Annotated in this window: 21 protein-coding genes, 1 tRNA gene and 1 pseudogene; 15 read left to right on the forward strand and 8 right to left on the reverse strand. The window is 69.0% G+C overall.

The window, feature by feature from the left end:
- The first annotated feature begins 202 nt into the window (after window positions 1–202).
- From mmsA to araA, 6 genes are all read left to right on the forward strand, one after another.
- Window positions 203–1,714, forward strand: coding sequence for a multiple monosaccharide ABC transporter ATP-binding protein (gene mmsA / locus AB0H43_RS38315; protein WP_360008487.1), 1,512 nt, complete (start codon window positions 203–205; stop codon window positions 1,712–1,714).
- 5 nt (window positions 1,715–1,719) lie between these two features.
- Window positions 1,720–2,985: a multiple monosaccharide ABC transporter permease gene (gene mmsB, locus AB0H43_RS38320; protein ID WP_360008433.1), complete on the forward strand. Its 1,266-nt coding sequence runs from the start codon at window positions 1,720–1,722 to the stop codon at window positions 2,983–2,985.
- Window positions 2,986–3,049: 64 nt separating this feature from the next.
- Entirely contained in the window at window positions 3,050–4,051 is a 1,002-nt protein-coding gene (locus AB0H43_RS38325; protein ID WP_360008436.1) for a LacI family DNA-binding transcriptional regulator, read from the forward strand.
- Between the two features lie 28 nt (window positions 4,052–4,079).
- On the forward strand, window positions 4,080–5,777 hold the full coding sequence (gene araB, locus AB0H43_RS38330; RefSeq protein ID WP_360008438.1) for a ribulokinase: 1,698 nt from the start codon (window positions 4,080–4,082) through the stop codon (window positions 5,775–5,777).
- Window positions 5,774–6,454: an L-ribulose-5-phosphate 4-epimerase gene (locus AB0H43_RS38335; protein ID WP_360008441.1), complete on the forward strand. Its 681-nt coding sequence runs from the start codon at window positions 5,774–5,776 to the stop codon at window positions 6,452–6,454. The genes araB and AB0H43_RS38335 overlap by 4 nt, the downstream gene beginning before the upstream one ends.
- Window positions 6,451–7,947, forward strand: coding sequence for an L-arabinose isomerase (araA, locus tag AB0H43_RS38340; RefSeq protein ID WP_360008444.1), 1,497 nt, complete (start codon window positions 6,451–6,453; stop codon window positions 7,945–7,947). The genes AB0H43_RS38335 and araA overlap by 4 nt, the downstream gene beginning before the upstream one ends.
- Before the next feature lie 72 nt (window positions 7,948–8,019).
- Here araA and AB0H43_RS38345 read toward each other — a convergent pair whose 3' ends face one another.
- On the reverse strand, window positions 8,020–8,733 hold the full coding sequence (locus tag AB0H43_RS38345; RefSeq protein WP_360008447.1) for a hypothetical protein: 714 nt from the start codon (window positions 8,731–8,733) through the stop codon (window positions 8,020–8,022).
- A 177-nt stretch (window positions 8,734–8,910) separates the two neighbouring features.
- Between AB0H43_RS38345 and AB0H43_RS38350 the strand changes: the two genes are divergently transcribed.
- Window positions 8,911–10,098 (forward strand): lipase, encoded by a 1,188-nt coding sequence (locus tag AB0H43_RS38350; protein WP_360008450.1) that lies wholly within the window; start codon window positions 8,911–8,913, stop codon window positions 10,096–10,098.
- A gap of 52 nt (window positions 10,099–10,150) precedes the next feature.
- On the opposite strand, the gene AB0H43_RS38355 is transcribed toward AB0H43_RS38350, so the two are convergent.
- The 4 genes from AB0H43_RS38355 to AB0H43_RS38370 form a co-directional block, all read right to left on the reverse strand.
- Window positions 10,151–10,747, reverse strand: coding sequence for a hypothetical protein (locus tag AB0H43_RS38355; RefSeq protein WP_360008453.1), 597 nt, complete (start codon window positions 10,745–10,747; stop codon window positions 10,151–10,153).
- On the reverse strand, window positions 10,734–12,584 hold the full coding sequence (locus AB0H43_RS38360; protein WP_360008456.1) for a M91 family zinc metallopeptidase: 1,851 nt from the start codon (window positions 12,582–12,584) through the stop codon (window positions 10,734–10,736). The genes AB0H43_RS38355 and AB0H43_RS38360 overlap by 14 nt, the downstream gene beginning before the upstream one ends.
- A 34-nt stretch (window positions 12,585–12,618) precedes the next feature.
- Complete coding sequence (locus AB0H43_RS38365) at window positions 12,619–12,957, reverse strand: hypothetical protein (RefSeq protein WP_360008459.1); 339 nt, start codon at window positions 12,955–12,957, stop codon at window positions 12,619–12,621.
- Between the two features lie 259 nt (window positions 12,958–13,216).
- A complete protein-coding gene (locus AB0H43_RS38370) occupies window positions 13,217–13,789 on the reverse strand; it encodes a hypothetical protein (RefSeq protein WP_360008460.1) in 573 nt (190 codons plus the stop codon).
- A 92-nt stretch (window positions 13,790–13,881) separates the two neighbouring features.
- Between AB0H43_RS38370 and AB0H43_RS38375 the strand changes: the two are divergent.
- Window positions 13,882–14,061 (forward strand): annotated as a pseudogene (locus tag AB0H43_RS38375) (hypothetical protein); the annotation flags it as partial.
- Window positions 14,062–14,159: 98 nt separating this feature from the next.
- Here AB0H43_RS38375 and AB0H43_RS38380 read toward each other — a convergent pair.
- Window positions 14,160–14,627, reverse strand: a complete 468-nt coding sequence (locus AB0H43_RS38380; RefSeq protein ID WP_360008463.1) for a ribose-5-phosphate isomerase — start codon at window positions 14,625–14,627, stop codon at window positions 14,160–14,162.
- A gap of 37 nt (window positions 14,628–14,664) precedes the next feature.
- A tRNA-Pro gene (locus AB0H43_RS38385) sits at window positions 14,665–14,738 on the reverse strand.
- 155 nt (window positions 14,739–14,893) lie between these two features.
- Here AB0H43_RS38385 and AB0H43_RS38390 point away from each other — a divergent pair.
- The 6 genes from AB0H43_RS38390 to AB0H43_RS38415 all read left to right on the forward strand — a co-directional run bounded on the left by AB0H43_RS38390 (window position 14,894) and on the right by AB0H43_RS38415 (window position 21,044).
- The gene (locus AB0H43_RS38390) at window positions 14,894–15,154 is read left to right on the forward strand and encodes a hypothetical protein (RefSeq protein ID WP_360008466.1); all 261 of its coding nucleotides are present in this window, start codon (window positions 14,894–14,896) and stop codon (window positions 15,152–15,154) included.
- Between the two features lie 344 nt (window positions 15,155–15,498).
- Window positions 15,499–16,848 (forward strand): trigger factor, encoded by a 1,350-nt coding sequence (tig, locus tag AB0H43_RS38395; RefSeq protein WP_360008469.1) that lies wholly within the window; start codon window positions 15,499–15,501, stop codon window positions 16,846–16,848.
- Window positions 16,849–17,012: 164 nt separating this feature from the next.
- Window positions 17,013–17,627 (forward strand): ATP-dependent Clp protease proteolytic subunit, encoded by a 615-nt coding sequence (locus AB0H43_RS38400; RefSeq protein WP_360008472.1) that lies wholly within the window; start codon window positions 17,013–17,015, stop codon window positions 17,625–17,627.
- Window positions 17,628–17,642: 15 nt separating this feature from the next.
- The gene (locus AB0H43_RS38405) at window positions 17,643–18,281 is read left to right on the forward strand and encodes an ATP-dependent Clp protease proteolytic subunit (RefSeq protein WP_360008474.1); all 639 of its coding nucleotides are present in this window, start codon (window positions 17,643–17,645) and stop codon (window positions 18,279–18,281) included.
- Between the two features lie 180 nt (window positions 18,282–18,461).
- Complete coding sequence (gene clpX, locus AB0H43_RS38410; RefSeq protein WP_360008477.1) at window positions 18,462–19,757, forward strand: ATP-dependent Clp protease ATP-binding subunit ClpX; 1,296 nt, start codon at window positions 18,462–18,464, stop codon at window positions 19,755–19,757.
- A 75-nt stretch (window positions 19,758–19,832) separates the two neighbouring features.
- Window positions 19,833–21,044 carry an MFS transporter gene (locus tag AB0H43_RS38415; RefSeq protein ID WP_360008478.1) on the forward strand — a complete coding sequence of 404 codons (1,212 nt, stop codon included), beginning with the start codon at window positions 19,833–19,835 and terminating at the stop codon, window positions 21,042–21,044.
- A gap of 174 nt (window positions 21,045–21,218) precedes the next feature.
- On the opposite strand, the gene AB0H43_RS38420 is transcribed toward AB0H43_RS38415, so the two are convergent.
- A complete protein-coding gene (locus tag AB0H43_RS38420) occupies window positions 21,219–21,860 on the reverse strand; it encodes an XRE family transcriptional regulator (protein ID WP_360008481.1) in 642 nt (213 codons plus the stop codon).
- Between the two features lie 27 nt (window positions 21,861–21,887).
- Here AB0H43_RS38420 and AB0H43_RS38425 point away from each other — a divergent pair, with 27 nt between their 5' ends.
- Window positions 21,888–22,730: a DMT family transporter gene (locus AB0H43_RS38425; protein WP_360008484.1), complete on the forward strand. Its 843-nt coding sequence runs from the start codon at window positions 21,888–21,890 to the stop codon at window positions 22,728–22,730.
- Window positions 22,731–23,210: the final 480 nt, after the last annotated feature.

Here is a 23,210-nt window from a genome sequence, read left to right on the forward strand (position 1 = left end):
GTGGGATCCCGCCCGCCCCGCCGGGCGGCCGGGCGCCCCCACCCCCCATCCGGCCGTTGGGCCCGCCCAACGGCCCACCCGGGGCGCGCCCACCCCCCCCGGGGCGGCCCCCGCCCGCCGGGCGGGGCCGCCGGGGGGGGCGCCCCGGCCGAGGGCCGGGCGGGAGCAAGCACGAGCAAGGGAGACCCACGTGATCCTGCAGATGCGGGACATCACCAAGACGTTCCCCGGTGTCACCGCGCTGTCCGACGTCAACCTGACGGTACGCCGGGGCGAGATCCACGCGATCTGCGGTGAGAACGGCGCCGGCAAGTCGACGCTGATGAAAGTGCTGTCCGGGGTGTACCCGCACGGCTCCTACTCGGGCGACATCGTCTTCGACGGAGAGCCGTGCCGGTTCTCCGACATCCGGGGCAGCGAGCGACGCGGGATCGTCATCATCCACCAGGAGCTGGCGTTGTGCCCGAACCTCTCGATCGAGGAGAACATCTTCCTCGGCAACGAGCGGGCCAGGAACGGCGTCATCGACTGGATGCGTACGCACGCCGAGGCGGCCGCGCTGCTCGAACGGGTCGGCCTGACCGAGCATCCGGCGACGCTCGCCATGGATCTCGGGGTCGGCAAGCAGCAGTTGGTCGAGATCGCCAAGGCCCTGTCCAAAGAGGTCCGCCTGCTGATCCTCGACGAGCCGACCGCCGCGCTGAACGACGAGGACTCCGCGCATCTGCTGGATCTGCTGCGGGGTCTGCGCGACGAGGGCATCACCTGCGTGATCATCTCGCACAAGCTCAACGAGATCGAGGCGATCGCCGACTCCGTGACGATTCTCCGGGACGGCCGCACGATCGAGACGCTCGACATGAAGCGCGACAACGTCACCGAGGACCGCATCATCTCGGGCATGGTCGGCCGCGACCTGGAGCACCGGTTCCCCGAGCACGAGCCCAACATCGGCGACGAGGTGCTGCGGATCGAGGACTGGACCGTGCACAGCCCGACGCAGCACGGCCGGGTGGTCGTCGAGGGCGCGAACCTCAGCCTGCGGCGCGGCGAGATCGTCGGGCTGGCCGGGCTGATGGGGGCCGGCCGGACCGAGCTGGCGATGAGCGTGTTCGGGCGCAGTTACGGCATCGGCATCTCCGGCCGCGTCTACAAGGACGGCCGCGAGATCCACCTGCGGACGGTGCGGGAGGCGATCCGCCACGGCATCGCGTACGCGACGGAAGACCGCAAGCGGTATGGCCTCAACCTGATCGAGGACATCAAGCGCAACGTGTCGGCGGCCGCGCTGACGAAGCTGGCCACCCGGGGCTGGATCCACGAGAACGAGGAGTACCGGGTCGCCACCGAGTTCCAGGCGAGCATGAACATCAAGGCACCCACCGTCTCGGCGATCACCGGCAAGCTCAGCGGCGGCAACCAGCAGAAGGTCGTGCTGTCGAAGTGGCTGTTCACCGACGCCGACGTGCTGATCCTCGACGAGCCCACCCGGGGCATCGACGTCGGGGCCAAATACGAGATCTATTCGATCATCAACCAGATGGCCGACCAGGGCAAAGCGGTGTTGGTGATCTCCTCCGAGCTGCCCGAGCTGCTCGGCATCTGTGATCGCGTCTACGCGATGTCGGCCGGCCGGATCACCGGCGAGGTCACCCGCGCCGAGGCGACTCCGGAGCGGCTCATGCAGTACATGACCAAGGTGAAGGAGCAATAGTCACCATGACCAGCGTCGGCCCTACGACCGGCCCGAGCACCGCCGTCGCGGTGGTGCCGGAACTTCAGGCCGCGGCACCGGACCGATTCGGTGGCCGGCTTTTCACGGCGAACCTTCGCCAGAACGGCATCTACATCGCATTCGCGCTGATCATCGCGCTCTTCGAGATCCTCACGCACGGCGATCTGCTGACTCCGCAGAACGTGTCCAACCTGGTGGTGCAGAACTCCTACATCCTGATCCTGGCGATCGGGATGATTCTGATCATCATCTCCGGGCACATCGACCTGTCCGCCGGTTCGGTGGTCGCCGTGACCGGCGCGATCTCCGCGGTGCTCATGGTCAACAACAACGTGCCCTGGCCGTTGGCGCTGCTGATCACGTTGCTCGCCGGGGCCGCCATCGGCGCCTGGCAGGGCTACTGGGTGGCGTACTTCGGGATCCCGGCGTTCATCGTGACGCTGGCGGGCATGCTCGTCTTCCGGGCGTTGACCCTGTCGGTCCTCGGCAACCAGGGCATCGGCCCGTTCCCGGACGAGGTGCGGACCATCGCGAACGGCTTCATGCCGACCTACCTGGGCAACATCGGGCTCGGCCCGCTCGACGGCGCCGACCTGTTCACCCTCCTCATCGGCATCGCGTTGGTCGCCGGGTTCATCGCGACGCAGTGGCGCAGCCGGGTCGGCCGCGCCCGCTACGGGCAGTCCGTCGAGCCGATCGCGCTGTTCATCGCGAAGATCGTCATCGCCACCGTCGTGGTCATGTTCGTCATCGTCCAGCTCGCCCGGTTCAAGAACCTGCCGTGGGTGCTGGTGCTGCTGGCGGTGCTGGTGCTGGCGTACTCGCTGCTGACGAACCGGGCCGTGTTCGGCCGCCACATCTACGCCATCGGCGGCAACCTCAACGCAGCCACGCTCTCCGGCATCAAGGTCAAGTCGGTCACCTTCTGGCTGTTCGTCAACATGGGTGTCCTGGCCGCGGTGGCCGGCATCGTCTTCGCCGGCCGGCTCAACCAGGCCGGGCCCACCGCCGGCAACGGCTTCGAACTGGACGCGATCGCGGCCGCGTTCATCGGCGGCGCGGCGGTCCAGGGCGGCGTGGGCAAGGTGGTCGGGGCGATCACCGGCGGCCTCATCATGGGTGTCATCAACAACGGCATGTCGCTCATCGGCGCGCCCAGCGAGCAGGTGATGCTCTTCAAGGGGCTGGTGCTGCTGGCGGCGGTCGCCTTCGACGTCTTCACCAAGCGCCGGGCCGGAGCCGCGCGCTGACCACGGCGTACGCCAGAGCCACGTAAGATCACGACGGGTGAGGTTCGGGGGAGGGCGAGAGACGATGGCAGAGCCGCAGCCGCCGGTCATGGCTGACGTCGCCAAGCTGGCCGGGGTCTCCCACCAGACCGTCTCCCGAGTCCTCAACGACCATCGCAACGTGCGGCCGGAGACGCGGTCGCGGGTGCTCGCGGCGATCGAGGAGCTGGGCTACCGGCCCAACTCCGCCGCGCGCACGCTGGTCACCCGCAAATCGCAGACGCTCGGGGTGGTCAGCTTCGACACCACCCTCTACGGGCCGGCCTCGATGTTGTACGGGATCGAGCAGGCGGCCCGATCGGCGAACTACTTCGTCAGCATCGCCAGCCTCCGCTCGATCGATCGCGGGTCGCTTCTGGACGCCGTCGGGCGGCTGCGCGATCAGGCCGTCGAGGGGATCGTGGTGATCGCCCCGCAGACCCCCGTGGCCGGTGCGTTGGCGGTCGCTGCGTCCGGCGTACCACTTGTCGGAGTGGCTTGCGGCGCCTCGGAGAACGTGCCGACCGTCGGCATCGACCAGCGCGGCGGCGGCGAGCTGGTCACGCGGCACCTGCTGGAGCGCGGGCATCGCACGGTGCACCACGTGGCCGGGCCGCTCGACTGGCTGGACGCGGTGGGCCGGTTGGAAGGCTGGCGCGCGGAGCTGAAGCGCGCCGGCGCGCCGGTGCCCGAGCCGGAGCAGGGCGACTGGAGTGCCGAATCCGGGTACGCCGCAGGCCGGCGGCTGGCCGCGGACCCCGAGGTGACCGCGGTCTTCTGCGCCAACGACCACATGGCCCTGGGACTGTTGCGCGCGTTCCACGAGGCCGGCCGGTCGGTGCCGGGGGACGTGAGCGTGGCCGGCTTCGACGACATCCCCGAGACCACGTTCTTCCAGCCGCCGCTGACGACGGTACGCCAAGACTTCGGCGAGCTGGGCCGGTTGTCGCTGGGCCTGCTGGTGGACCGGCTGGCCGACGGCGGATCCGGCCCGCCGCAGCATGTCGAGCTGCCGCCGACGCTGATCATCCGCGAGAGCACCCGCTAAGAGCCCCCGACCCCTCCAGAGGACTGCCATGAATGTTAACGCTCACAGTTATGATGATCGCTTCGTCGTCGGCGTGGACTTCGGAACGCTGTCCGGCCGGGCCGTCGTCGTCCGGGTGTCCGACGGCGCCGAGCTGGGCACCGGCGTCCACGAGTACGCCCACGGCGTGATCGAGCGCGAGCTGCCCGGCACCGGTCAGAAGCTGCCGCCGGACTGGGCGTTGCAGAGCCCGCAGGACTGGCTCGACGTGCTGCGGATCGCCGTTCCGGCGGCGCTGGCCGACAGTGGAGTCGATCCGCAGCGGGTGATCGGCATTTCGACCGACTTCACCGCGTGCACCGTACTGCCGACCACTGTGGACGGTACGCCGCTCTGTGAGCTGCCGGAGCTGGCCGGCCGCCCGCATGCCTGGCCGAAACTCTGGAAGCATCACGCCGCCCAGAAGCAGGCCGACCGGATCAACCGGCTGGCGCACGAGCGGGGCGAGCCGTGGATCGCGCGCTACGGCGGCAAGATCTCCTCGGAATGGCAGTACGCCAAGGCGCTCCAGGTCCTCGAAGAGGATCCGTTCGTGTATGAGCGGGCCGAGCGGTGGATCGAGGCGGCGGACTGGATCGTCTGGCAGCTGACCGGGATCGAAAGCCGCAACGCCTGCACCGCCGGGTACAAGGGCATCTTCCAGGACGGCGGCTATCCGTCGCGCGAGTACCTCGGGGCGCTGCATCCGTCCTTCGCCGACTTCACCACGAAATTGGGTGACGTGCTGAGCCCGCTCGGCGGCCGGGTCGGTGGGCTCGTCGACATCGGGACCGGCCTGCCGACCGGGATCGCGGTCGCGACCGGCAACGTCGACGCCCACGTCACCGCACCGGCGGCGCAGGCGGTCGAGAACGGCCGGCTCCTCGCCATCATGGGCACCTCCACCTGCCACGTCCTCAACGGCTCGACCCTGGTCGACGTGCCCGGCATCTGCGGCGTCGTCGACGGCGGGATCACCGCCGGCTCCTACGGCTACGAGGCCGGGCAGAGCGCGGTCGGCGACATCTTCGCCTGGTGGCTGCGGACCGGGGTGCCGGTCGCGTACCACCAGGAGGCGGCCGACCGTGGTGAATCGCTGCACGACCTGCTCGGCCGCAAGTCCGCCGAGCAGCCCGTCGGCGCGCACGGCCTCGTCGCGCTGGACTGGATGGGCGGCAACCGCTCCATCCTGGTCGACCACGACCTCTCCGGCATCATCGCCGGGCTCACCCTCGCCACCCGGCCCGAAGAGGTCTACCGGGCGCTGCTGGAGGCGACGGCGTTCGGGACGCGGGTGATCGTCGAGAACTTCGAACGGCACGGAGTCCCGGTCACCGAGTTCATCGTCGCGGGCGGGCTCAAGCAGAACGCGCTGCTCCTGCAGATCTACGCCGACGTGCTGCGCCGCCCGGTCTCGGTCGCCCGCTCCGACCAGGGCCCCGCCCTCGGATCGGCCATCCACGCGGCGGTCGCGGCCGGGGCGTACCCGGACGTGCCGACCGCCGCCCAGGCGATGGGCGGCGTCGAGACCGCGGCGTACCAGCCGAATCCGGCCAACGCCGACGTCTACGACCAGCTCTTCGCCGAATACCGCCTGCTCCACGACACCTTCGCGGGTCAAGGCCTGCTCCACCGGCTGCGGGAGATCCGCAACACCGCCCTCACCCCGATCTCGGCCCTCACAGCCGCGGAAGGAACGCTCCGATGAGTCTTCACCTGGTACGCCGAGAGGTGTGTGAGCTGCACGCCGAACTCGTCCGCTACGGACTCGTCGTGTGGACCGCAGGGAACGTGTCCGCCCGCGTACCGGGCGCCGACCTGATGGTGATCAAGCCGTCCGGCGTCGGGTACGAGGAGTTGACGCCGCAGAACATGGTGGTCTGCGACCTGGACGGGAACCTGGTCGAGGGCGACTTCGCGCCGTCCAGCGACACGGCCGCTCACGCGTACGTCTATCGGCATCGGCCGGACGTCGGCGGGGTCGTGCACACCCACTCCACGTACGCCAGTGCCTGGGCCGCCCGCGGCGAGCCGGTGCCCTGCGTCCTGACGGCGATGGCCGACGAGTTCGGTGGCGAGATCCCGGTCGGTCCGTTCGCCCTGATCGGCGGGGACGACATCGGGCGCGGCATCGTCGAGACCCTCGACGGCCACCGCTCCCCAGCCGTGCTGATGCGCAACCACGGCGTGTTCACCATCGGGCGTACCGCGAAGGCCGCCGTCAAGGCGGCGGTGATGACGGAGGACGTCGCCCGCACGGTCCACCTCGCCCGCGCGTACGGCGAACCCGTTCCCATCGACGGCAAGGACGTCGATGCCTTGTACGACCGGTACCAGAACGTCTACGGCCAGCGATCCACAACGGACGGAGCGATTGTGAGATGACGACACCCGACTACCGCATCTGGTTCCTGACCGGCAGCCAGGGCCTCTACGGTCCAGAGACCCTGCAGCAGGTGGCCGAGCAGTCCCAGCAGATCGCCCGCGCGCTGGCCGAGCGGTTGCCCGCCACACTGGAGTGGCGGCCGGTGCTCACCGACGCCGCCGACATCCGCCGCGTGATGCTGGAGGCCAACGCCGACGACTCCTGCGTCGGGGTGATCGCCTGGATGCACACCTTCTCCCCGGCGAAGATGTGGATCGCCGGCCTGGACGCCCTGGCCAAGCCGCTGCTGCATCTGCATACGCAGGCCAACCAGGACCTGCCGTGGGCGACCATCGACATGGACTTCATGAACCTGAACCAGGCGGCGCATGGCGACCGCGAGTTCGGCTACATCCAGTCCCGGCTGGGGGTGGCCCGCAAGACGGTCGCCGGTCACGTCGACGACCCGTCGGTGGCCGAGCGGATCAGCACCTGGGCCCGGGCCGCCACCGGCGCCTTCGAGATGAAGACCCTGAAGCTGGCCCGGTTCGGCGACAACATGCGCGACGTGGCGGTGACCGAGGGGGACAAGGTCGAGGCCCAACGCCGCTTCGGCGTCTCGGTGAACACGTACGGCGTCAACGATCTCGTCGCCGTCGTCGACGCGGTCGAGGACTTCCGGATCAGCGAGCTGGTCAAGGAGTACGAGGCCACCTATCGGGTGGCCGAAGCCCTCCGGGTCGGGGGAGAGCGCCACGACTCGCTCCGGTACGCCGCCCGCATCGAGCTGGGTCTGCGCGATTTCCTCACGGCCGGCGGCTTCCGGGCGTTCACGACGAACTTCGAGGACCTCGGCGGGCTGCGGCAACTGCCGGGCCTCGCCGTCCAGCGCCTGATGGCCGACGGGTACGGCTTCGGCGGCGAAGGCGACTGGAAGACCTCGGTCCTCGTCCGCACCCTCAAGACGGCGGCGGCCGGGCTGCCGGGCGGCACGTCCTTCATGGAGGACTACACGTACCACCTGGCACCCGGGCAGGAGCTGGTCCTCGGCGCGCACATGCTGGAGATCTGTCCCTCGATCGCCGGCACCATGCCGACCTGCGAGATCCATCCGCTGTCCATCGGCGGGCGCGAAGACCCGGTCCGGCTCGTCTTCGACGCCCAGCCCGGTCCGGCCGTCGTCGCCGGGCTGGCTGACATGGGCGATCGGTTCCGCCTGGTGGCCAACGAGATCGACGTCGTGCCGCCGCCCCAGCCGTTGCCCAAGCTGCCCGTCGCGCGCGCGGTGTGGCGACCTCGGCCCGATCTGCGTACGTCGGCCGAGGCGTGGCTGACGGCAGGCGCACCGCACCACACGGTCTTCTCCGCGGCGGTCGGCGTCGACCTGCTCGCCGACCTCGCCGAGATGACCGGGGTCGAGCTGCTCGTCATCGACGCCGACACCACCATGCGGCAGTTCACCAAGGAACTGCGCTGGAACCAGGCCTACTACCGCCTAGCCGCGGGCCTCTAGCGTGATCATTGCGCCAGCCACGCTGCTTCGCGGAGCGATTTGTCCGCTCAAACAGCATGGCTGGCGCAATGATCATCGTAGGGAGAGGGCTAGGGCGGCGAGGATGGCCAGGCCGTAGGCGGCGGAGGCGGCGGCGACCACGCGTACGCGGGTCTGCTCAGGCCACGGCAACCGCGCCGCCAGCCAGGCGATCGCGGGCAACACCAGCACGCCGTGCAGGCTCACGCCGTGGAGCGGCTTCAAAAATCCACCCAGCTGGTACGCGGACTGCTGCTCGCCGGAGTTCACCAGCGTCACGCCACGGGCGATCATCGCCGCGCCGGAGGCGAGGCCGACGATCATCGTGGCGAACCCCGTACGCAGGGCCAACCGCAGGCTGGGCGACTGGGCGGGGTCGCCGCGGAAGGCGTACCAGGCCATGGCGAGCAGGACCGCCACGAGGATGAAGCCGCCCGCGGCCAGCATCATCGCGATGGCCCGATCGACCGGGGTCTCCATGTTGAAGTGCGAGGGTACGCCGCGCCAGGCTTGGACGGTGATGCCCGCGACCTCGACGACGCAGTCGGCCGCGAACACCGCGAGCAGCCAGCGTGGGGCACGAAGGTAGCCGCTGAGCCAGGTGACGGTGAGCAGTGTGAGCCCGAAGGACAGCCCGAACGTCGCCGGCTTGCGCCACGAGACCGGCCCTTCCCACGGCCCGCCGTCGACTGCGAACACGAGCAGGTGGAAGAGGCCGCTGACGATCAGCGCGAGACCGACGGTGTAGCTGAGGCGGCGGAGGGTCATGCCCACGATCCTGGTGGACGAGGCGCGGCGTCGCGTCCTGCCGCGGGCGGCATCGCCGTCTACTCCCGAGGGAGTACACCAGTAACGTCAACGTAGTCGTTCATGGAGCAGGCCTCACCGTGAACCCGGTGGGTGACCGGCGTGTGCCGGTGAGCAAAGCTGATCATGCTGGGTCTCATGAATCCTTTGAAGACAGCCGCGCTGGCGGTCGCGGCTGCGCTGGCGCTGGTGGCTTCGTCCCCCGCACCGGCACAAGCGCAAACCTGGCGCGGCACGGTCGTTTCGCGTACTCCGGTCTTCACCATGGATCCGGGGCAGGTCAAGGACTTCCTCACACCGATCGGCGTCTGGGTGCCCGAAGCCCGGCACGGCGTGGACGCCTACCGGGTCGTGTATCGCACGGTCGACGTGCGCGGGCGCAGCACGACCGCCAGCACTCTCGTGGTGCTGCCGCGCGACGGTGCACGTCGGCTGAAGCCGGCGGTTTGGCTGCACGGTACGCAATCCGACCGGCACGACGCGCCCTCGGTGAGTCCCTGCTGCGATCGCGCGGCCGGTGTGCTGTTCGCCTCGTTGGGCTATGCCGCGACAGCGCCGGACTACCTCGGCCTGGGCGAGGGCCCAGGCACCCATCCCTATTTCCACGCCCCGACGATGGTGAGCGCATCCATCGACGCTCTGCGCGCGACGAGAGCGGTTGCGGCGCGATCCGGGCGGCTGGTGGCCGGAGCGACCTCGGTCGCCGGATTCTCCCAAGGCGCCAATGCCGCCTTCCTCCTGGCCCAAGCCTTGCAAGACGGAGCTGACCGGAGGTTCTCCCTGGGTGCGTTGGCACCGATCAGCGGCGCCTACCGGCTGTTCGACGTCGAATGGCCGGCCGCGTTGGGCGGCGACGTCGACCCCGCCGCGGCCGCGTACTACCTGGCCTACCTCACAGTCGCGTGGGACCGCGTCTACAACCTCTACGACGACGAGTCGGAGGTCTTCCAAGCCCCGTACGGCGGCCACGTCGCGGAGTTGTTCGACGGGCGACACACGTTGGACGAAACACTCGACGCCCTGCCCGCCATGCCAGGCGACCTGCTGCAGAAGGCGTATGCCGACCGGTTGATCCGCCCGACCGGCGTCCTGGCGAAAGCCGCCGAAGTCAACGACGTCGCCTGCCGCGACTTCACCCCCACAGCCCCGGTACGCATGTACGCGGCGCACGGGGATCCGGAGGCGGTCTTCGCCAACAGCCTCGCCTGTCAGGAGTCCCTGCGCGGTGCTGACGTGAGCCTGACGGACGTAGGCGACGTCAACCACATCACGTCTCTGGTGCTGTCGGTTCCGCAGGTCGCGCGCTGGTTCGCGACGCTGGTCTGACCGGGCCCGCCTCGTCGGCGGCCGAACTCCGGTGCGGCAGCCGACGAGGCTCTCAGAGCCCGATCGGGTTCGAGCAGAAGAGGTGCTGGACCGAGGTCGTCGAGCTGAGGTGCGGCAACGTCTCGTCGGCGGCGAGTCCCTTCGCCTCGGACGCCCGGACGACCCCGAGGCAGAACACAACCTGCTCGATCGGGTCGGGCAGGGTGATCGTGCCGTCGCCGTAGTCGTCGCCGTACGGATGACGGCGGCTCAACGGCAGCGAGACGGTCAGCTGCTCACCGACCGACTCGCCCGGCGGGACCTTGGTGACGCCGACCCGCGCCGCCTGCGCCCAGCTCACCTTGTCGGTGTCGGGCATCGCGAAGGCCCGCTTGCCGATCTCGACGACGTGGGTGCCGCTGCGGCCCACCACGTAGACGGCGTCCGCCGCCCCCGGTACGCGATTGAGCACGAGTAACTCGTCCGGCGACTGGTTGGTCAGCCGGTACGTGACGTGCAGCGACTGACCCTCGACGACGACCTCGGCGGTGAAGCCCACCGCTGGGGGCGCGCCGGACGCGGGCGGGTCAGCGGGTTCGGCCGGAGCGGCGGAACAGCCGCCCAGCAGCGCCGCGAGCCCACCCGCGAACAACCGCTTAGTACGCGTCACGGTGCGGTGCCCCCATCTCCTCGCGGAGCCCGTTCTCCGTCAGCTCGAAGCGGTGCTTCGAGTAGATGTTCGTCGGCGTGTTCGGGTCGCCGTCCTCATCGATCGGCAGGCCGGCCGCTTCGCGCTCCCGGTTGGGCACACCGGGATTGTCCGGGCCGGAGTAGTCGCCGGGGGCGAGCGAGTCGTTCATGTAGTCGTAGACGTGCGCCATCTCGTGATAGAGCACGGCGACCGGCGGGCCCTGGACGGTCTGCCCGTTGCCCATGGTCAGCTCGTCGAGGTGCACGTTGAGGTTGATGGTGTTGTCACCGCCGGAGTGGCTGGCGGTGCTGTTGTTCGGGTCGGCCGGGTTGTTGTACTCCTTGATCGTCAGGGAGTCGCCGTCGTGGTGCCAGAGCCACCAGCCGCCCTCGGTCTTGTCGTGCCCGGCCTGCAACTCGGTCAGCATCTGCTGGCCGCGCGGCGACGACGCCAGCATGTCCAGGTCGGCCTCGATCCGCGCCTTGAACTCGGGCGAGCCCTCGACGTTGATGAAGGTCTGGAAGTCCTTGATCTCGACGGTCACGTTCTGCTCGGCCCCGACCGAGGTGTCGTTCTTCTCGCCGAACACCTTGTCCTGGCCGGTCCCGCCGTACGTCGTGTCGTTGTCGCGTCCGGCGTAGACCACGTCGTCGCCGCCCCCGGCGCGGAGCGTGTCGTTGCCCCGGCCGCCGGAGATGATGTCGTTGCCGGCGCCGCCGTAGATCGAGTCGTCGCCCTTGCCACCCTCGAGGTAGTCCTGGCCTTCGCCGCCACTGATCTGGTCGCGGCCGTCGAGCCCGTAGACGGTGTCGTCGCCCAGGCCGCCGGACAGGATGTTGTCGCCGTAGCCGCCGTCCACATAGTCCCGATCAGCGCCGGCCGAGACCCGGTCGTTGCCGGCGCCGGCGGTGATCCGGTCCCGGCCGTCCAAGCCCAGGATCGTCTCGTCGCCGTCACCGCCGGAAATGATGTCGTCGCCCTCGCCGCCGAGCAGCGTCACGTGGACGTTGGTGCCCTTCGCGACGCTGATCGTGTCGTTGCCGTCGCCGCCGCGCACCACGATGTCGGCGCCCGCCGGGAAGTAGTACTTCTGGCCGTTGATCGTCACGATCTGCTGGCCCGTCTTCGGGTCGACGCTGATCTGGACGTCGTCGTCGCCGGTGCCGGTGTTCACGATGACCTTGTTGCCGTCGTAGATCACGCCGGTCTCGTTCACCTCGGGCGGCATGGTGAACGGATCGGTGGAGCCGTCGGCCACATTCAGCCAGGTCGCCGCGACCTGCTTGAACTTCGCCCGCGCCTTGGAGAAGTCGCTGACGCAGTCCTGCAGCACGTCGTCGAGGTCGCCGCGAATCTGCGCGCAGCGGGTCATCGAATCGTGGACGACCTTCGCCTCGGCGTCGTCCTCCGGGCTGAACGTCAGGTGATAGGTCCCGTCGTAGGTGAACTGGACCGAGACGACCTTGCCCCACTCCTCGGTCAGGTGCGACTGGCTCGACCGCAGCGCCCCCGCCGCCTTGTCGAGGGCCGCGGCGGCCGCGGTCGAGGCCTCCTCGGCGGCGTCCAGATCGGCGATGAGCTTCTTCCGGTGATTGTCGAACGAGTCGGCGGCCGGACCCTCCCACACACCGTTGACCAGAGCCTTCGCAGCCCGGTCGACGTCGTCGGCGGCCGTCTTGACCGCAGTGGTCACGGCCCGCCATTGCGTCGCGCCGCTGTCCAGCTGATCAGGACGTGCGTGCAGATCCCAGACATCCATCGTGGAAATCTGCGCGGGTTTCGTCGTCGTCGGGCCGTCGGGCTCGGGCCTCACCATGCGTACACCTGCCTCCGGGCCGGTCCGTGCTCGGTCAGATCGGGATGTTGCGGTGGTTGCGCTGCTGCTGCCGGGCCTTGGCCGCGGCGTCGTCATCAGCCTTCTTGTACGCGAACGCGATGCGGTAGAGCCGATCCATGTCGCCCTCCAAGACGGCGACGAGCCGTCCGAGGGTGACCTCGGCGTCGTCCACCGTCTGATCCTGGGCCTGGGCGACGGCGGCCGCCCCGATGCTGTCGCCGAAGGCGGTCGCGGGCACGGCCAGCGGACCCTGTGCGGCCCGCCAGGCGTCGTCGATCTGCTGCGACGAACGCAGCATCTGGTCGGCCACCCGGGTCAGCTCGACGGGGTCGGCGCGGACTTCGTTGGACACGCCTGGAGCGTATCGACGGGCACGCTCGGGGTCGACCCGTCCGGTCGAGCCTGTGGATAAGTCACAGTGGACAGTCGCGCTCGCTGGTTTTCCTCTTCCGCGGCGCTGGCGTTTCCGCTGGCTTTCCGCGGCGCTGGCGTTTCCGCTGGCTTTCCGCGGCGCTGGCGTTCCGCTGGATCAGGGATATCGGTCGAATCTTGGCCGGTTTAGGGCCCACATCCGTGATCTCGCGGTGATCTCGCGCCTTCGCGACCGGATGTCAGCCGACGCCGCGCAGCCAGTTCCAAGCCTCGACGAGCCAGCTGATCCGGGTGAGGTAGGTGACCCCGGCGGCGGCCCAGAACAGGCCGGCCACGGCGTGCGACACCCAAGCGGAGCGGCGTACGCGGCCGAACGTGCGCTCGAGCACGACCAGCCCCAGCAGCCGGCTGAGGCCGAAGAGGAACGCGCCGACGACGAGGATCACGATCAGGGCGAGGGCGGCGCCGGCCTGATCACCGGAGCTCGCCGAGATGGCGAACAGACCCCAGCAGGCGACCAGCACCGCGGCGCCGATCAAGCTCCAGCGGCCGCCGCGCCGCAACTGGCGCAGCCGCTGGCGCAACGGCACGGTGGGCTGCTTGATCGGCCCCCGGGTGATGATCCCCGGCCCGCCGACCTCGGTCGACTCGTCGAAGGTGAGAGTGGGCTCGCCGACCGGCGCCGATCGGCCGACCGCCGCGACGCCGGGGGAGTAGCCGACATTGCCCGGCGAAGGATGCAGGTGATGCGTCGGCTCCTCCGCCGAAAGATCGATGGTCTTGTCCAGACCATGGCGCTTCTGCTCGCTCACGTGCCCTCCCCTGGCCCGACCGTGCGGCGACCCGAACAGCGTAGTTCTTCCCTGCGACAGTGCCACGGGTTACGGTCGAACCCATGGAACCGGACGTCGAACGTGGCCTGCGCAGCCTGGTCGGGGCAGGGTCGTCCCAGGTCAGCGTGGTCGCGGCGATGCGGGCGCGGGACGCCAGCCGGCCCACGGAGGAGGACCTCGCGCAGGCCGAGGAGTCCTTGCAGATCGTGCGCCGAGGCTGGGTGCCTCGCGACGAACTACCCCGCCGCTGACGGGTCAGCCGCGCCGCCAACGGACCAGGACGGCTGACGGGTCAGCCGCGCGCTGACGGACCAGACCACCTGACGGGTCAGCCGCGCCGCCGGACGGATCAGGGCAGCTCGGGGACGATCCGCGTCTTCTCGTACTCGGCGATCTGGGCGATGCGGCGGGCGTGCCGGGGGTTCTGCGAGAACGGCGTCGCGAGGAAGGTCTCCGCGATGCTCGTCGCCTCGTCCAGCGTGTGCTGGCGGGCGCCGATGCCGACGACGTTGGCGTCGTTGTGCTCGCGGCTGAGTCGGGCCGTCTCGACGTTCCAGGCCAGCGCGGCGCGTACGCCCTCGACCTTGTTCGCGGCGATCTGCTCGCCGTTGCCCGACCCGCCGATGACGACGCCGAGGCTGCCGGGGTCGGCCACGACGGCGGCGCCGGTCGCCAGGCAGAAGGCCGGGTAGTCGTCGTCCGGGTCGAACGTGCTCGGACCGACGTCGACGATTTCGTAACCGAGGCTGGCCAGGTGGCTGACGAGGTGCACCTTCAGCTCGTAGCCGGCGTGGTCGGATCCCAGGTAGACGCGCATGGCGCTGAGTCTTCCAGCCCGTCGCCCGCGGAGGTTGTCGGGGTGGCCGGATTTGAACCGACGGCCTTCCGCTCCCAAAGCGGACGCGCTACCAAACTGCGCCACACCCCGAAGCGCCGCTCGCGGCGGCGCACGCGTCAGTCTATGCACAAGCCTGGCGTACGCGCGGCACCGGTTCCGGCCCAGCGATGGCGGTGTCGCCTCGAACTGCGGATCATTTTCGCAAATCGCCAACGAGTCCTCGGCCGGGGCGTGACCATGGGTAGGTGACCAGTGACTCCTCGTGGCTGAGCGACGTCGCCCGGGCATTCCAGGGCGACTGGTACGGCCCGCTCCTGGTCGCTCTGGCCTGCCTTGTCGCCGTGGTCATCCTGGTACGCACGACCGCCCCGGCGGTACGCCAGGCGACCATGACTCTGCACCGGCGGCGGCCCGCCGTCAGCCCGTATCCGGGCCGGCACGTCGCGCCGCCGGGCTGGAAGCCGGTGACCGGCCTGGTTCAGAGCGGACGGAGCGAAACCGGCTGACCTCTTCCGGCGTACGCGCCCGTCAGTAATGTCGTATAGGCGACCGTCGACTCATTCGTGGCGGCGGACTCCGTCTCGGCAGGCGTTTGATGACTGTTCGATGGCGTCGCCGAGTGTGCGCCGTCACATCCCCGGTGGGGCTCGGTCCGTAGCAGCCGGACGGGGCTCCACCGGGCTTTTGTCCGGTTTGGCGAGCTGGCCGACCGCGTCAGTACGACTACGCGGTGTGACATCTGCCGGGAACGACCGGCCCGATGCGGGCACTCGCCTATGTATTCGCCTACACTCGACCGGGCTTCAAGTAGCCCTTGCCAAATTGCCTGCACGATTCAAGGAGTACGTCTGTGAAGAGCACCGTCGAGACTCTGAGCCCGACTCGGGTGCGGCTCGCCATCGAGGTGCCGTTCGCCGAGCTCGAGCCGAGCCTCATGAAGGCGTACCGGGAGATCGGCGCGCAGGTCACCATCCCCGGCTTCCGCAAGGGCAAGGTGCCCGCCCAGGTCATCGACCAGCGGGTCGGGCGCGGCGCGGTGCTGCAGGAGGCGGTCGAGGAGGCCATCCCGCAGCAGATCGTCGCCGCCGTCAAGGAGCACGACGTCAAGCTGCTCGGCCGCCCGGAGGTCGACATCCAGGAGTTCGCCGACGGTCAGCCGCTGAAGTTCACCGCCGAGGTGGACGTCCGGCCCGAGGTCGAGCTGCCCGAGCTTTCCGCGATCTCCGTCGAGGTGGACCCGATCCAGATCGACGACACCGAGATCGACACCCAGGTCGACGCCCTCCGCCAGCGGTTCGCCACGCTGAAGACGGTCGAGCGCGCCGCCGCCGACGGGGACTTCGTCCAGATCGACCTCCTGGCGACGGTCGACGGCGCCGAGGTCGAGGGCGGCCAGGCGAGCAACGTCTCCCACGAGGTCGGCTCCGGCCAGCTGCTCCCGGGCCTGGACGAGGTCCTGGTGGGCCTGTCCGCCGGCGACGAGCAGACCTTCGTCACCCAGCTGGTGGGCGGCGAGCACACGGGCAAGGACGCCGACGTCAAAGTCACCGTCCGGACCGTCAAGGAGAAGGAGCTCCCCGAGCTGGACGACGAGTTCGCCGGCCTGGCCAGCGAGTTCGACACCCTCGACGAGCTGCGCGACAACCTGCGCGAGCGGCTGACCCGGGTCAAGAAGGTCGAGCAGCTCTACGCGGCTCGCGACAAGGCGCTCACCGAGATCGTCAAGCTCAGCGGCGTCCCGGCCCCCGAGGGTGTGGTACGCGACGAGGTCGCCCAGCGGAAGCAGTCGATGGCGCAGGAGCTGGAGCGGGTCGGCGCCTCCCTCACGGAGTACCTCGAGGCCGAGGAGAAGACCGAGGAGCAGATCGACGCCGAGCTGGCCGAGGCGGCCACCGAGGGCGTCAAGATCCAGCTCGTCCTCGACGCCCTGGCCGACGCCAACGACATCCAGGTCAGCGACGACGAGTTCGGGCACGAGATCGTGCACCGGGCACAGCGCGTCGGCATGGCCCCCCAGGCCTACTACGACCAGCTGGTCCAGGCCGGCCTGGCCGCCTCCGTCTTCGGCGACGTGCGCCGGGGCAAGGCGCTCGCCCAGATCATGGAGGGCGTGATCATGAAGGACACCGACGGGAACGTGCTGACCCTGGACGACCTCCGGGGCGCGGCGGACGACCACGAGGGTCACGACCACGACTGACCGCGTACGCGGGACGAGGGCGGCAGGGACGGCGAGTCTCGGCCGCCCTCGCTGCGTTGATCCAGACGCCTGCGCCCACAGCGAACACCAGGGAATCTGGGAAGGGTTCGTCGTAGCGAGGGGTTAGGGTCGGCGTACGACACTTGAACATCAGAAGGGTTGGCATGAGCGAGCTTCACCTCCCACCGCAAATGCGGGGATCCGAGCCGAGCGGCCTCGGTCTCGACGACTCGATCTACAACCGTCTGCTCAAGGAACGCATCATCTTCCTGGGCAGCGAGGTCAACACGCAGGTGGCGAACCGGATCTGCGCTCAGCTTCTGCTGCTGTCGGCCGAGGACCCCGAGCGCGACATCACCATCTTCATCAACTCGCCCGGCGGCTCGGTCTACGACGGCATGGCGATCTATGACGCCATGCAGTACGTGCCGAACGACGTCTCGACGGTCGCCCTGGGCATGGCCGCGAGCATGGGCCAGATGCTGCTGTGCGCCGGAACCCGTGGCAAGCGCTACGCGCTCAAGCACGCGCGCATCATGATGCACCAGGCCTCGGGCGGGATCGGCGGCACCGCGGCCGACATCGCCATTCAGGCCGAGCAGATGATCTACACGAAGCGGCTGCTGATCGAGCTGATCTCGCAGCACACCGGGCAGTCGATCGAGCAGATCGAGCTCGACTCCGACCGGGACCGCTGGTTCACGGCCGAAGAGGCGCAGGGCTACGGTTTCATCGATCACGTCGTCGAGGGCGTGTCCCCGGTGCCGGTGGGGAACTGAAGGAGATAAGAACAAATGTCTGACTTCGCTCCGGTGACCAACCGGTACGTGCTGCCGCAGTTCGTCGAGAAGACGGCGCTCGGCGAGCGGGCGATGGACCCGTACTCGAAGCTCTTCGACGAGCGCGTCATCTTCCTGGGCGTCCAGGTCGACGACGCCTCCGCCAACGACATCATGGCGCAGCTGCTCGTGCTCGAGGCCCGGGACCCGGACCGGGACATCACCATGTACATCAACTCGCCCGGCGGGTCGTTCACGGCGATGACCGCCATCTACGACACCATGCAGTACATCCGCCCGGACATCATGACCGTCTGCCTCGGGCAGGCGGCCAGCGCCGCGGCCGTCCTGCTGGCGGCGGGCACCCCGGGCAAGCGCCTGGCCCTCACCAACTCCCGGATCATCATCCACCAGCCCGCCACCGAGGGTGGCTACGGGCAGGGCTCGGACATCGAGATCCAGGCGCGTGAGATCATGCGGATGCGCAACAACCTGGAAGAGCTGCTGGCCCGTCACTCCGGCCAGGATCTCGACAAGGTCAAGAAGGACATCGACCGCGACAAGATTCTGACGGCGGAAGAGGCGAAGGACTACGGTCTCGTGGACACGGTTCTCGCCAGCCGCAAGAAGACGCCGCTCGCGGCCGTTCGGTAAAATTCCGACACAGCTCCACGCGAGTCAGGGAGCGCCCGCGGCGACACGCGAGGGCGCTCCCTGACTCGGTGAAACAAGCCGACAAAGGGTAACGTCAAGTCGGCAAAGACACGCTTCGCGTCACTGGTTTCGGCCGGACGGGCGGCGACAGCAGGGCCAACGGGCGAGGGAGAGTCGTAGGTGGCACGAATCGGCGACGGTGGCGACCTGCTGAAGTGCTCATTCTGCGGCAAGTCGCAGCGTCAGGTGAAGAAGCTCATCGCAGGACCCGGCGTCTACATCTGCGACGAATGCATCGACCTGTGCAACGAGATCATCGAGGAGGAGCTGGCCGGCGAGGACCAGATCCGCTTCGAGGAGCTGCCCAAGCCGGTCGAGATCTGCCAGTTCCTCGATCAGTACGTGATCGGGCAGGAGCAGGCCAAGAAGGCGCTGGCGGTGGCGGTCTACAACCACTACAAGCGCATCCAGGCCGACACGGGCGGGCACGGGCATCGCGACGGCGAGGCCGTCGAGCTGCAGAAGTCGAACATCATGATGATCGGCCCCACCGGGTGCGGGAAGACCCACTTGGCGCAGACGCTGGCCCGCATGCTGAACGTGCCGTTCGCGATCGCCGACGCCACCGCGCTGACCGAGGCGGGCTACGTCGGCGAGGACGTCGAGAACATCCTCCTCAAGCTGATCCAGGCGGCCGACTGGGACATCAAGCGGGCCGAGACCGGCATCGTCTACATCGACGAGATCGACAAGATCTCCCGCAAGTCCGACAGCCCGTCGATCACCCGGGACGTCTCCGGCGAGGGCGTACAGCAGGCGCTGCTGAAGATCCTCGAGGGCACCGTCGCCAACGTTCCGCCGCAGGGCGGCCGCAAGCACCCGAACCAGGAGTTCGTGTCGATCGACACCACGAACATCCTGTTCATCTGCGGCGGCGCGTTCGCCGGCCTGGAGGAGATCATCGAGGGCCGGACCGGCAGCGGCGGCCTCGGCTTCGGCTCGCACCTGCGGGCGGTCTCCGAACGGAAGACCGACGACATCCTGGCCCAGGTCATGCCGGAGGATCTGCTGAAGTTCGGCATGATTCCCGAGTTCATCGGGCGGCTGCCGGTGCTGACTAACGTCCGCAGCCTCGACCGCACCGCGCTGGTCCGCATCCTCTCCGAGCCTCGTAACGCACTGGTGAAGCAGTACCAGCGGCTCTTCGAGCTGGACAACGTCGCCCTGGAGTTCGAGCCGGCCGCGCTGGAGGCCATCGCCGATCAGGCGATGCTGCGCGGCACCGGCGCCCGGGGTCTGCGGGCGATCCTCGAAGAGGTTCTGCTGTCGGTCATGTACGAGGTGCCGAGCGACCCCAACGCCGAGAAGGTCCAGATCACCCGGGCCACGGTGCTGGAGAAGGTCTATCCGACCATCGTTCCGCGCGACTTCGTCGGCCGCCGCGCCCGGCACCGGGGCGAGGAACGCTCGGCCTGATCCGCCGCTTTCCCCGTCTCAGAGTGCAGGAGAGCGCTCCCATGCGGGCGTCCTGGCCGGTGTAGGTTCGACGGCATGTCTCCGCGCTGGTCGGTAGCGACCATCTTCGCCGTCCACGGCTCCATCAGTGGCAGTCTCGCCGCCCGGATGCCGTGGATCGCCGATCATGTGGGTCTGGCCGGTGGCGGCGTCGGAAAACTCGGGTACGCCCTGGTCATGCCGTCCATCGGCGCGATACTGACGATGCCGTTCGCCGGTCGCGTGGTGCATCGACTCGGTGGCCGCCGCGCGACTCTCCTGTTGCTCACCGGCTGGGCGCTCGCGCTGACCCTGATCTCGTTCATGCCGACGCTGCCGACGCTCGCGGTGGCCATGTTCGTCGCGGGCGCGTTCGCCGGCACCGCCGACATGGCGATGAACGCCGAGGGCATCGCCGTCGAGCGTCAGCTCGGCCGGTCGATCATGTCGAGTTTGCACGGTGGCTGGAGCATCGGCGGATTCCTCGCCGGCGGCGTCGGCTGGTTGCTGGCCCACAACGACGTCTCCGGCCGCGTGAACTTCATCGGCGCCACGGTCGTCGCGATCGTCGTCGCGGTGTGGGCGTGCTCGTATCTGCCGGCGCAGAACGCGGCGGAGGAGGAAGAGGACGACGGCGCGCCCAAGTTCGCGCTGCCGAAGGGGCCGATTCTGATCATCGGGCTGGTCGGCTTCGCGGCCATCTTCGCCGAGGCGGCGTCGGCCGACTGGAGCGCGGTCTACCTCGTGAACCGGCTCGGCGCCGGAGACGCGACCGGTGCCGTGGCGTACGCCGCCTTCGCGGGTGCGATGACGCTCGGACGGCTCACCGGTGACGCCGTCGTACGCCGCTGGGGCCCCGTGCCGACCGTACGCGTCGCGGGCGCGCTCGGTGTCGCCGGTGGAGTGCTCATCGTGATCGCCGGAGCCGCCGGGGACTCGTTGGCGGCGAAGATCGCCGCGATCGGGGGCTTCGCGTTGGTGGGCATCGGGATCGCGGTCGTGGTGCCGCTGGCCTTCGCGGCCGCCGGGCACTCCGCGGACAGCCCGGCCAGCCGGGCGCATGCCATCGCCGGTGTCGCGACCGTGTCGTACGGGGCAGGGTTGGCGGCTCCCGGCATCGTGGGCGGCATCGCGAACGTGACCTCGCTGACGGTGTCCTTCGCCGTCGTCACCGTGCTCGTCCTCGTCATGACGCTGGCCGCGCCCGTGCTCCGGTCAGCCGATCTCGTGCACGCTCGCGAGGACGAGCCGCAGTCCGTCCCGGCCTGAGATCCCGAGTCGATCACCCGCTTGCGGAGTTGATCAGGGCGCCCGGCACACGACACGCCGGTTGATCATGACCGAAAGTTCATGATCAACCGGAAAGGGCCACCGGAAGGGCCAACCGGAAGGGTCAACCGGAAGGGTCAACCGGAAGAGGTCAACCGGAGAGGCCGGAGAGGGTCAGGGGCGTTGGCGGATGAGGCGCCGGTCGTGTTCCCGGGGCGGCATCGTCACGAGCATCATGAACCGTGCCGGCACGTCCGTCGGGTTCTCGTAGGTGTGCGTACGGTCTGCGATCAGGTCGATCGTCTGTCCGGCGTAGACGGTGTGCTCCTCGCCGCCGACGGTGACGACCAGGGTTCCGGCGAGCACCGAGATGACTTCCCGCGTACCGGGTCGATGGTCGTCGGGGGAGTGCGCCTCGTGCGGGGCGAGCCGCCAGTCCCAGAGCTCGGTGTCCTGGAGACCTCGCAGAAGTCGCGCGGTGCCGCCTCGGCCGCCACGCCACAGCACAGGCGCCTCGTCGTAGTCGCTGACGTGGACGGTCCGGTCGACCGCGGGTTCCAGGAGGCGCGCGACGGTCACCCCGAACGCGTCGGCGACCCGGGACAAGGTCCCGATGCTGGGATTGGTCCGGGCACCTTCGATCTGCACGAGCATGCCCTTGCTGACGCCGGAGCGCCCGGACAACTCGTCGAGCGACCATCCCCGTCCCGTACGCAGCGCCCGCACATGGAGCGCCACCGCCGCGTTGAGTTCCTCCGCGGATGAGGTGAACGACGCCGTGAGCGGCGAGGTGTCGGCTACCACACTGTCCTCCACGGTCAATATCGTGATACCACTGCCTGTGTGTACGCGATCGCTCTCGCCGCCGCCTGCGCGCTGATCTGGGGCGCGTCGGACTTCTGCGGCGGGAAGGCGTCGCAGCGCGCCCATCCGCTCTCCGTGACCGTGATCTCGCAGATCCTCGGTCTCCCGATGATCGCACTGATGATGCGCGTCCTCCCGGGCACGCCACGCGGGGCTGACCTGCTCTGGGGCGCGGCAGCCGGCGTACTCGGGCTTTTCGGGATAGTCCTGCTCTATCGCGGACTGTCTCAGGGCGCCATGGCGGTGGTCGCGCCGACGACCGCGGTGACCTCGGCGATCGTGCCGATCCTCGGTGGACTGATACAGGGCGAACGCCCCGCTCCCGCCGCGCTCGCCGGGGCGTTCTGCGCGGTGGCGGCGATCGGACTGGTCAGTCTCGCGCCGAGCCGTCCGGGGGAACCCGCGAAGGTGAGCGTCGCCACCGTCGGCCTCGCCCTGCTCGCCGGGGCCTGTTTCGGCGGGTTCTTCATCCTCCTCGGATTCGCCGATGCCGACGCCGGCTTGTGGCCGATGCTCGGCGTCCGGGCGTCGTCCCTCACGGTTGGCCTGCTCCTGGTGTGGCGGGCCGGTGCGCGGTTGCGGCTCGGTGGGCGTACGACGCTTGTGCTCGCCGCCGCGGCGGGTCTGGGCGACACCCTCGCCAACGGCTTCTATCTCCTCGCGGTCCAACGTGGTGACCTCTCGGTCATCGCGCCGATCGCGGCGCTCTACCCCGCGAGCACCGTGCTGCTCGCGCTTCTCGTGGAGAAAGAACGCATGCGGCCGCTGCAATTCGCGGGTCTAGGCCTCGCCGCGCTTGCTCTCGTCCTCACCGCGACGTGACAATCCACAATGGTCACGGTTCGCGTTCCACCCGCTTGACCAGCGAGTACGCCGAAAGGAGCGGGCGTCGATCGCGAGTGTGACGGGGGACAACGACCCCCGATTTGCGACCGGCGTCGGGCATCGCGTAATGTTCTCTCTGCCAGCGCGGCACGGACGAGAACGGCGGGGGTTACCTCGGCGGGAGGCCGGAGCGCGAATCCTGAGTGATGCGGACCCCCGGTGGGGGTGTGCGAAGTCGGTCGGGTAGGCTGGATGAGTTGCCCCTGATGCGGCCCGGCGGAAGTCGGGTGGTTGATGGTGTGTGCTTGTTCTTTGAGAACTCAACAGGGTGCTTGTAAAGCCAGTGCCAAAGTAGCGGATCTCGCTTCGGTGGGATCGCACATTTTTCATCCTCGTGATGATTCCTTTGGTTGCATTGCTTTTGGAGTGATGCTGCCAGGATTTTCGAATTCTTTGTTGGAGAGTTTGATCCTGGCT

Origin of the sequence: Hamadaea sp. NPDC050747, from assembly GCF_040654195.1 — a bacterium.
In the GTDB taxonomy this organism is placed as follows: Bacteria; Actinomycetota; Actinomycetes; order Mycobacteriales; family Micromonosporaceae; genus Hamadaea.

Bases quoted from the DNA above. Each gene is read 5' to 3' on its own strand.
- AB0H43_RS38325 (WP_360008436.1), top strand. From the start codon at position 3,050: ATGGCAGAGCCGCAGCCGCCGGTCATGGCTGACGTCGCCAAGCTGGCC.
- AB0H43_RS38360 (WP_360008456.1), bottom strand. From the start codon at position 12,584: ATGGTGAGGCCCGAGCCCGACGGCCCGACGACGACGAAACCCGCGCAG.
- AB0H43_RS38400 (WP_360008472.1), top strand. From the start codon at position 17,013: ATGAGCGAGCTTCACCTCCCACCGCAAATGCGGGGATCCGAGCCGAGC.
- AB0H43_RS38350 (WP_360008450.1), top strand. From the start codon at position 8,911: ATGAATCCTTTGAAGACAGCCGCGCTGGCGGTCGCGGCTGCGCTGGCG.
- araA (WP_360008444.1), top strand. From the start codon at position 6,451: ATGACGACACCCGACTACCGCATCTGGTTCCTGACCGGCAGCCAGGGC.
- AB0H43_RS38380 (WP_360008463.1), bottom strand. From the start codon at position 14,627: ATGCGCGTCTACCTGGGATCCGACCACGCCGGCTACGAGCTGAAGGTG.
- AB0H43_RS38335 (WP_360008441.1), top strand. From the start codon at position 5,774: ATGAGTCTTCACCTGGTACGCCGAGAGGTGTGTGAGCTGCACGCCGAA.
- AB0H43_RS38405 (WP_360008474.1), top strand. From the start codon at position 17,643: ATGTCTGACTTCGCTCCGGTGACCAACCGGTACGTGCTGCCGCAGTTC.
- mmsB (WP_360008433.1), top strand. From the start codon at position 1,720: ATGACCAGCGTCGGCCCTACGACCGGCCCGAGCACCGCCGTCGCGGTG.
- AB0H43_RS38345 (WP_360008447.1), bottom strand. From the start codon at position 8,733: ATGACCCTCCGCCGCCTCAGCTACACCGTCGGTCTCGCGCTGATCGTC.
- AB0H43_RS38415 (WP_360008478.1), top strand. From the start codon at position 19,833: ATGTCTCCGCGCTGGTCGGTAGCGACCATCTTCGCCGTCCACGGCTCC.
- araB (WP_360008438.1), top strand. From the start codon at position 4,080: ATGAATGTTAACGCTCACAGTTATGATGATCGCTTCGTCGTCGGCGTG.
- mmsA (WP_360008487.1), top strand. From the start codon at position 203: ATGCGGGACATCACCAAGACGTTCCCCGGTGTCACCGCGCTGTCCGAC.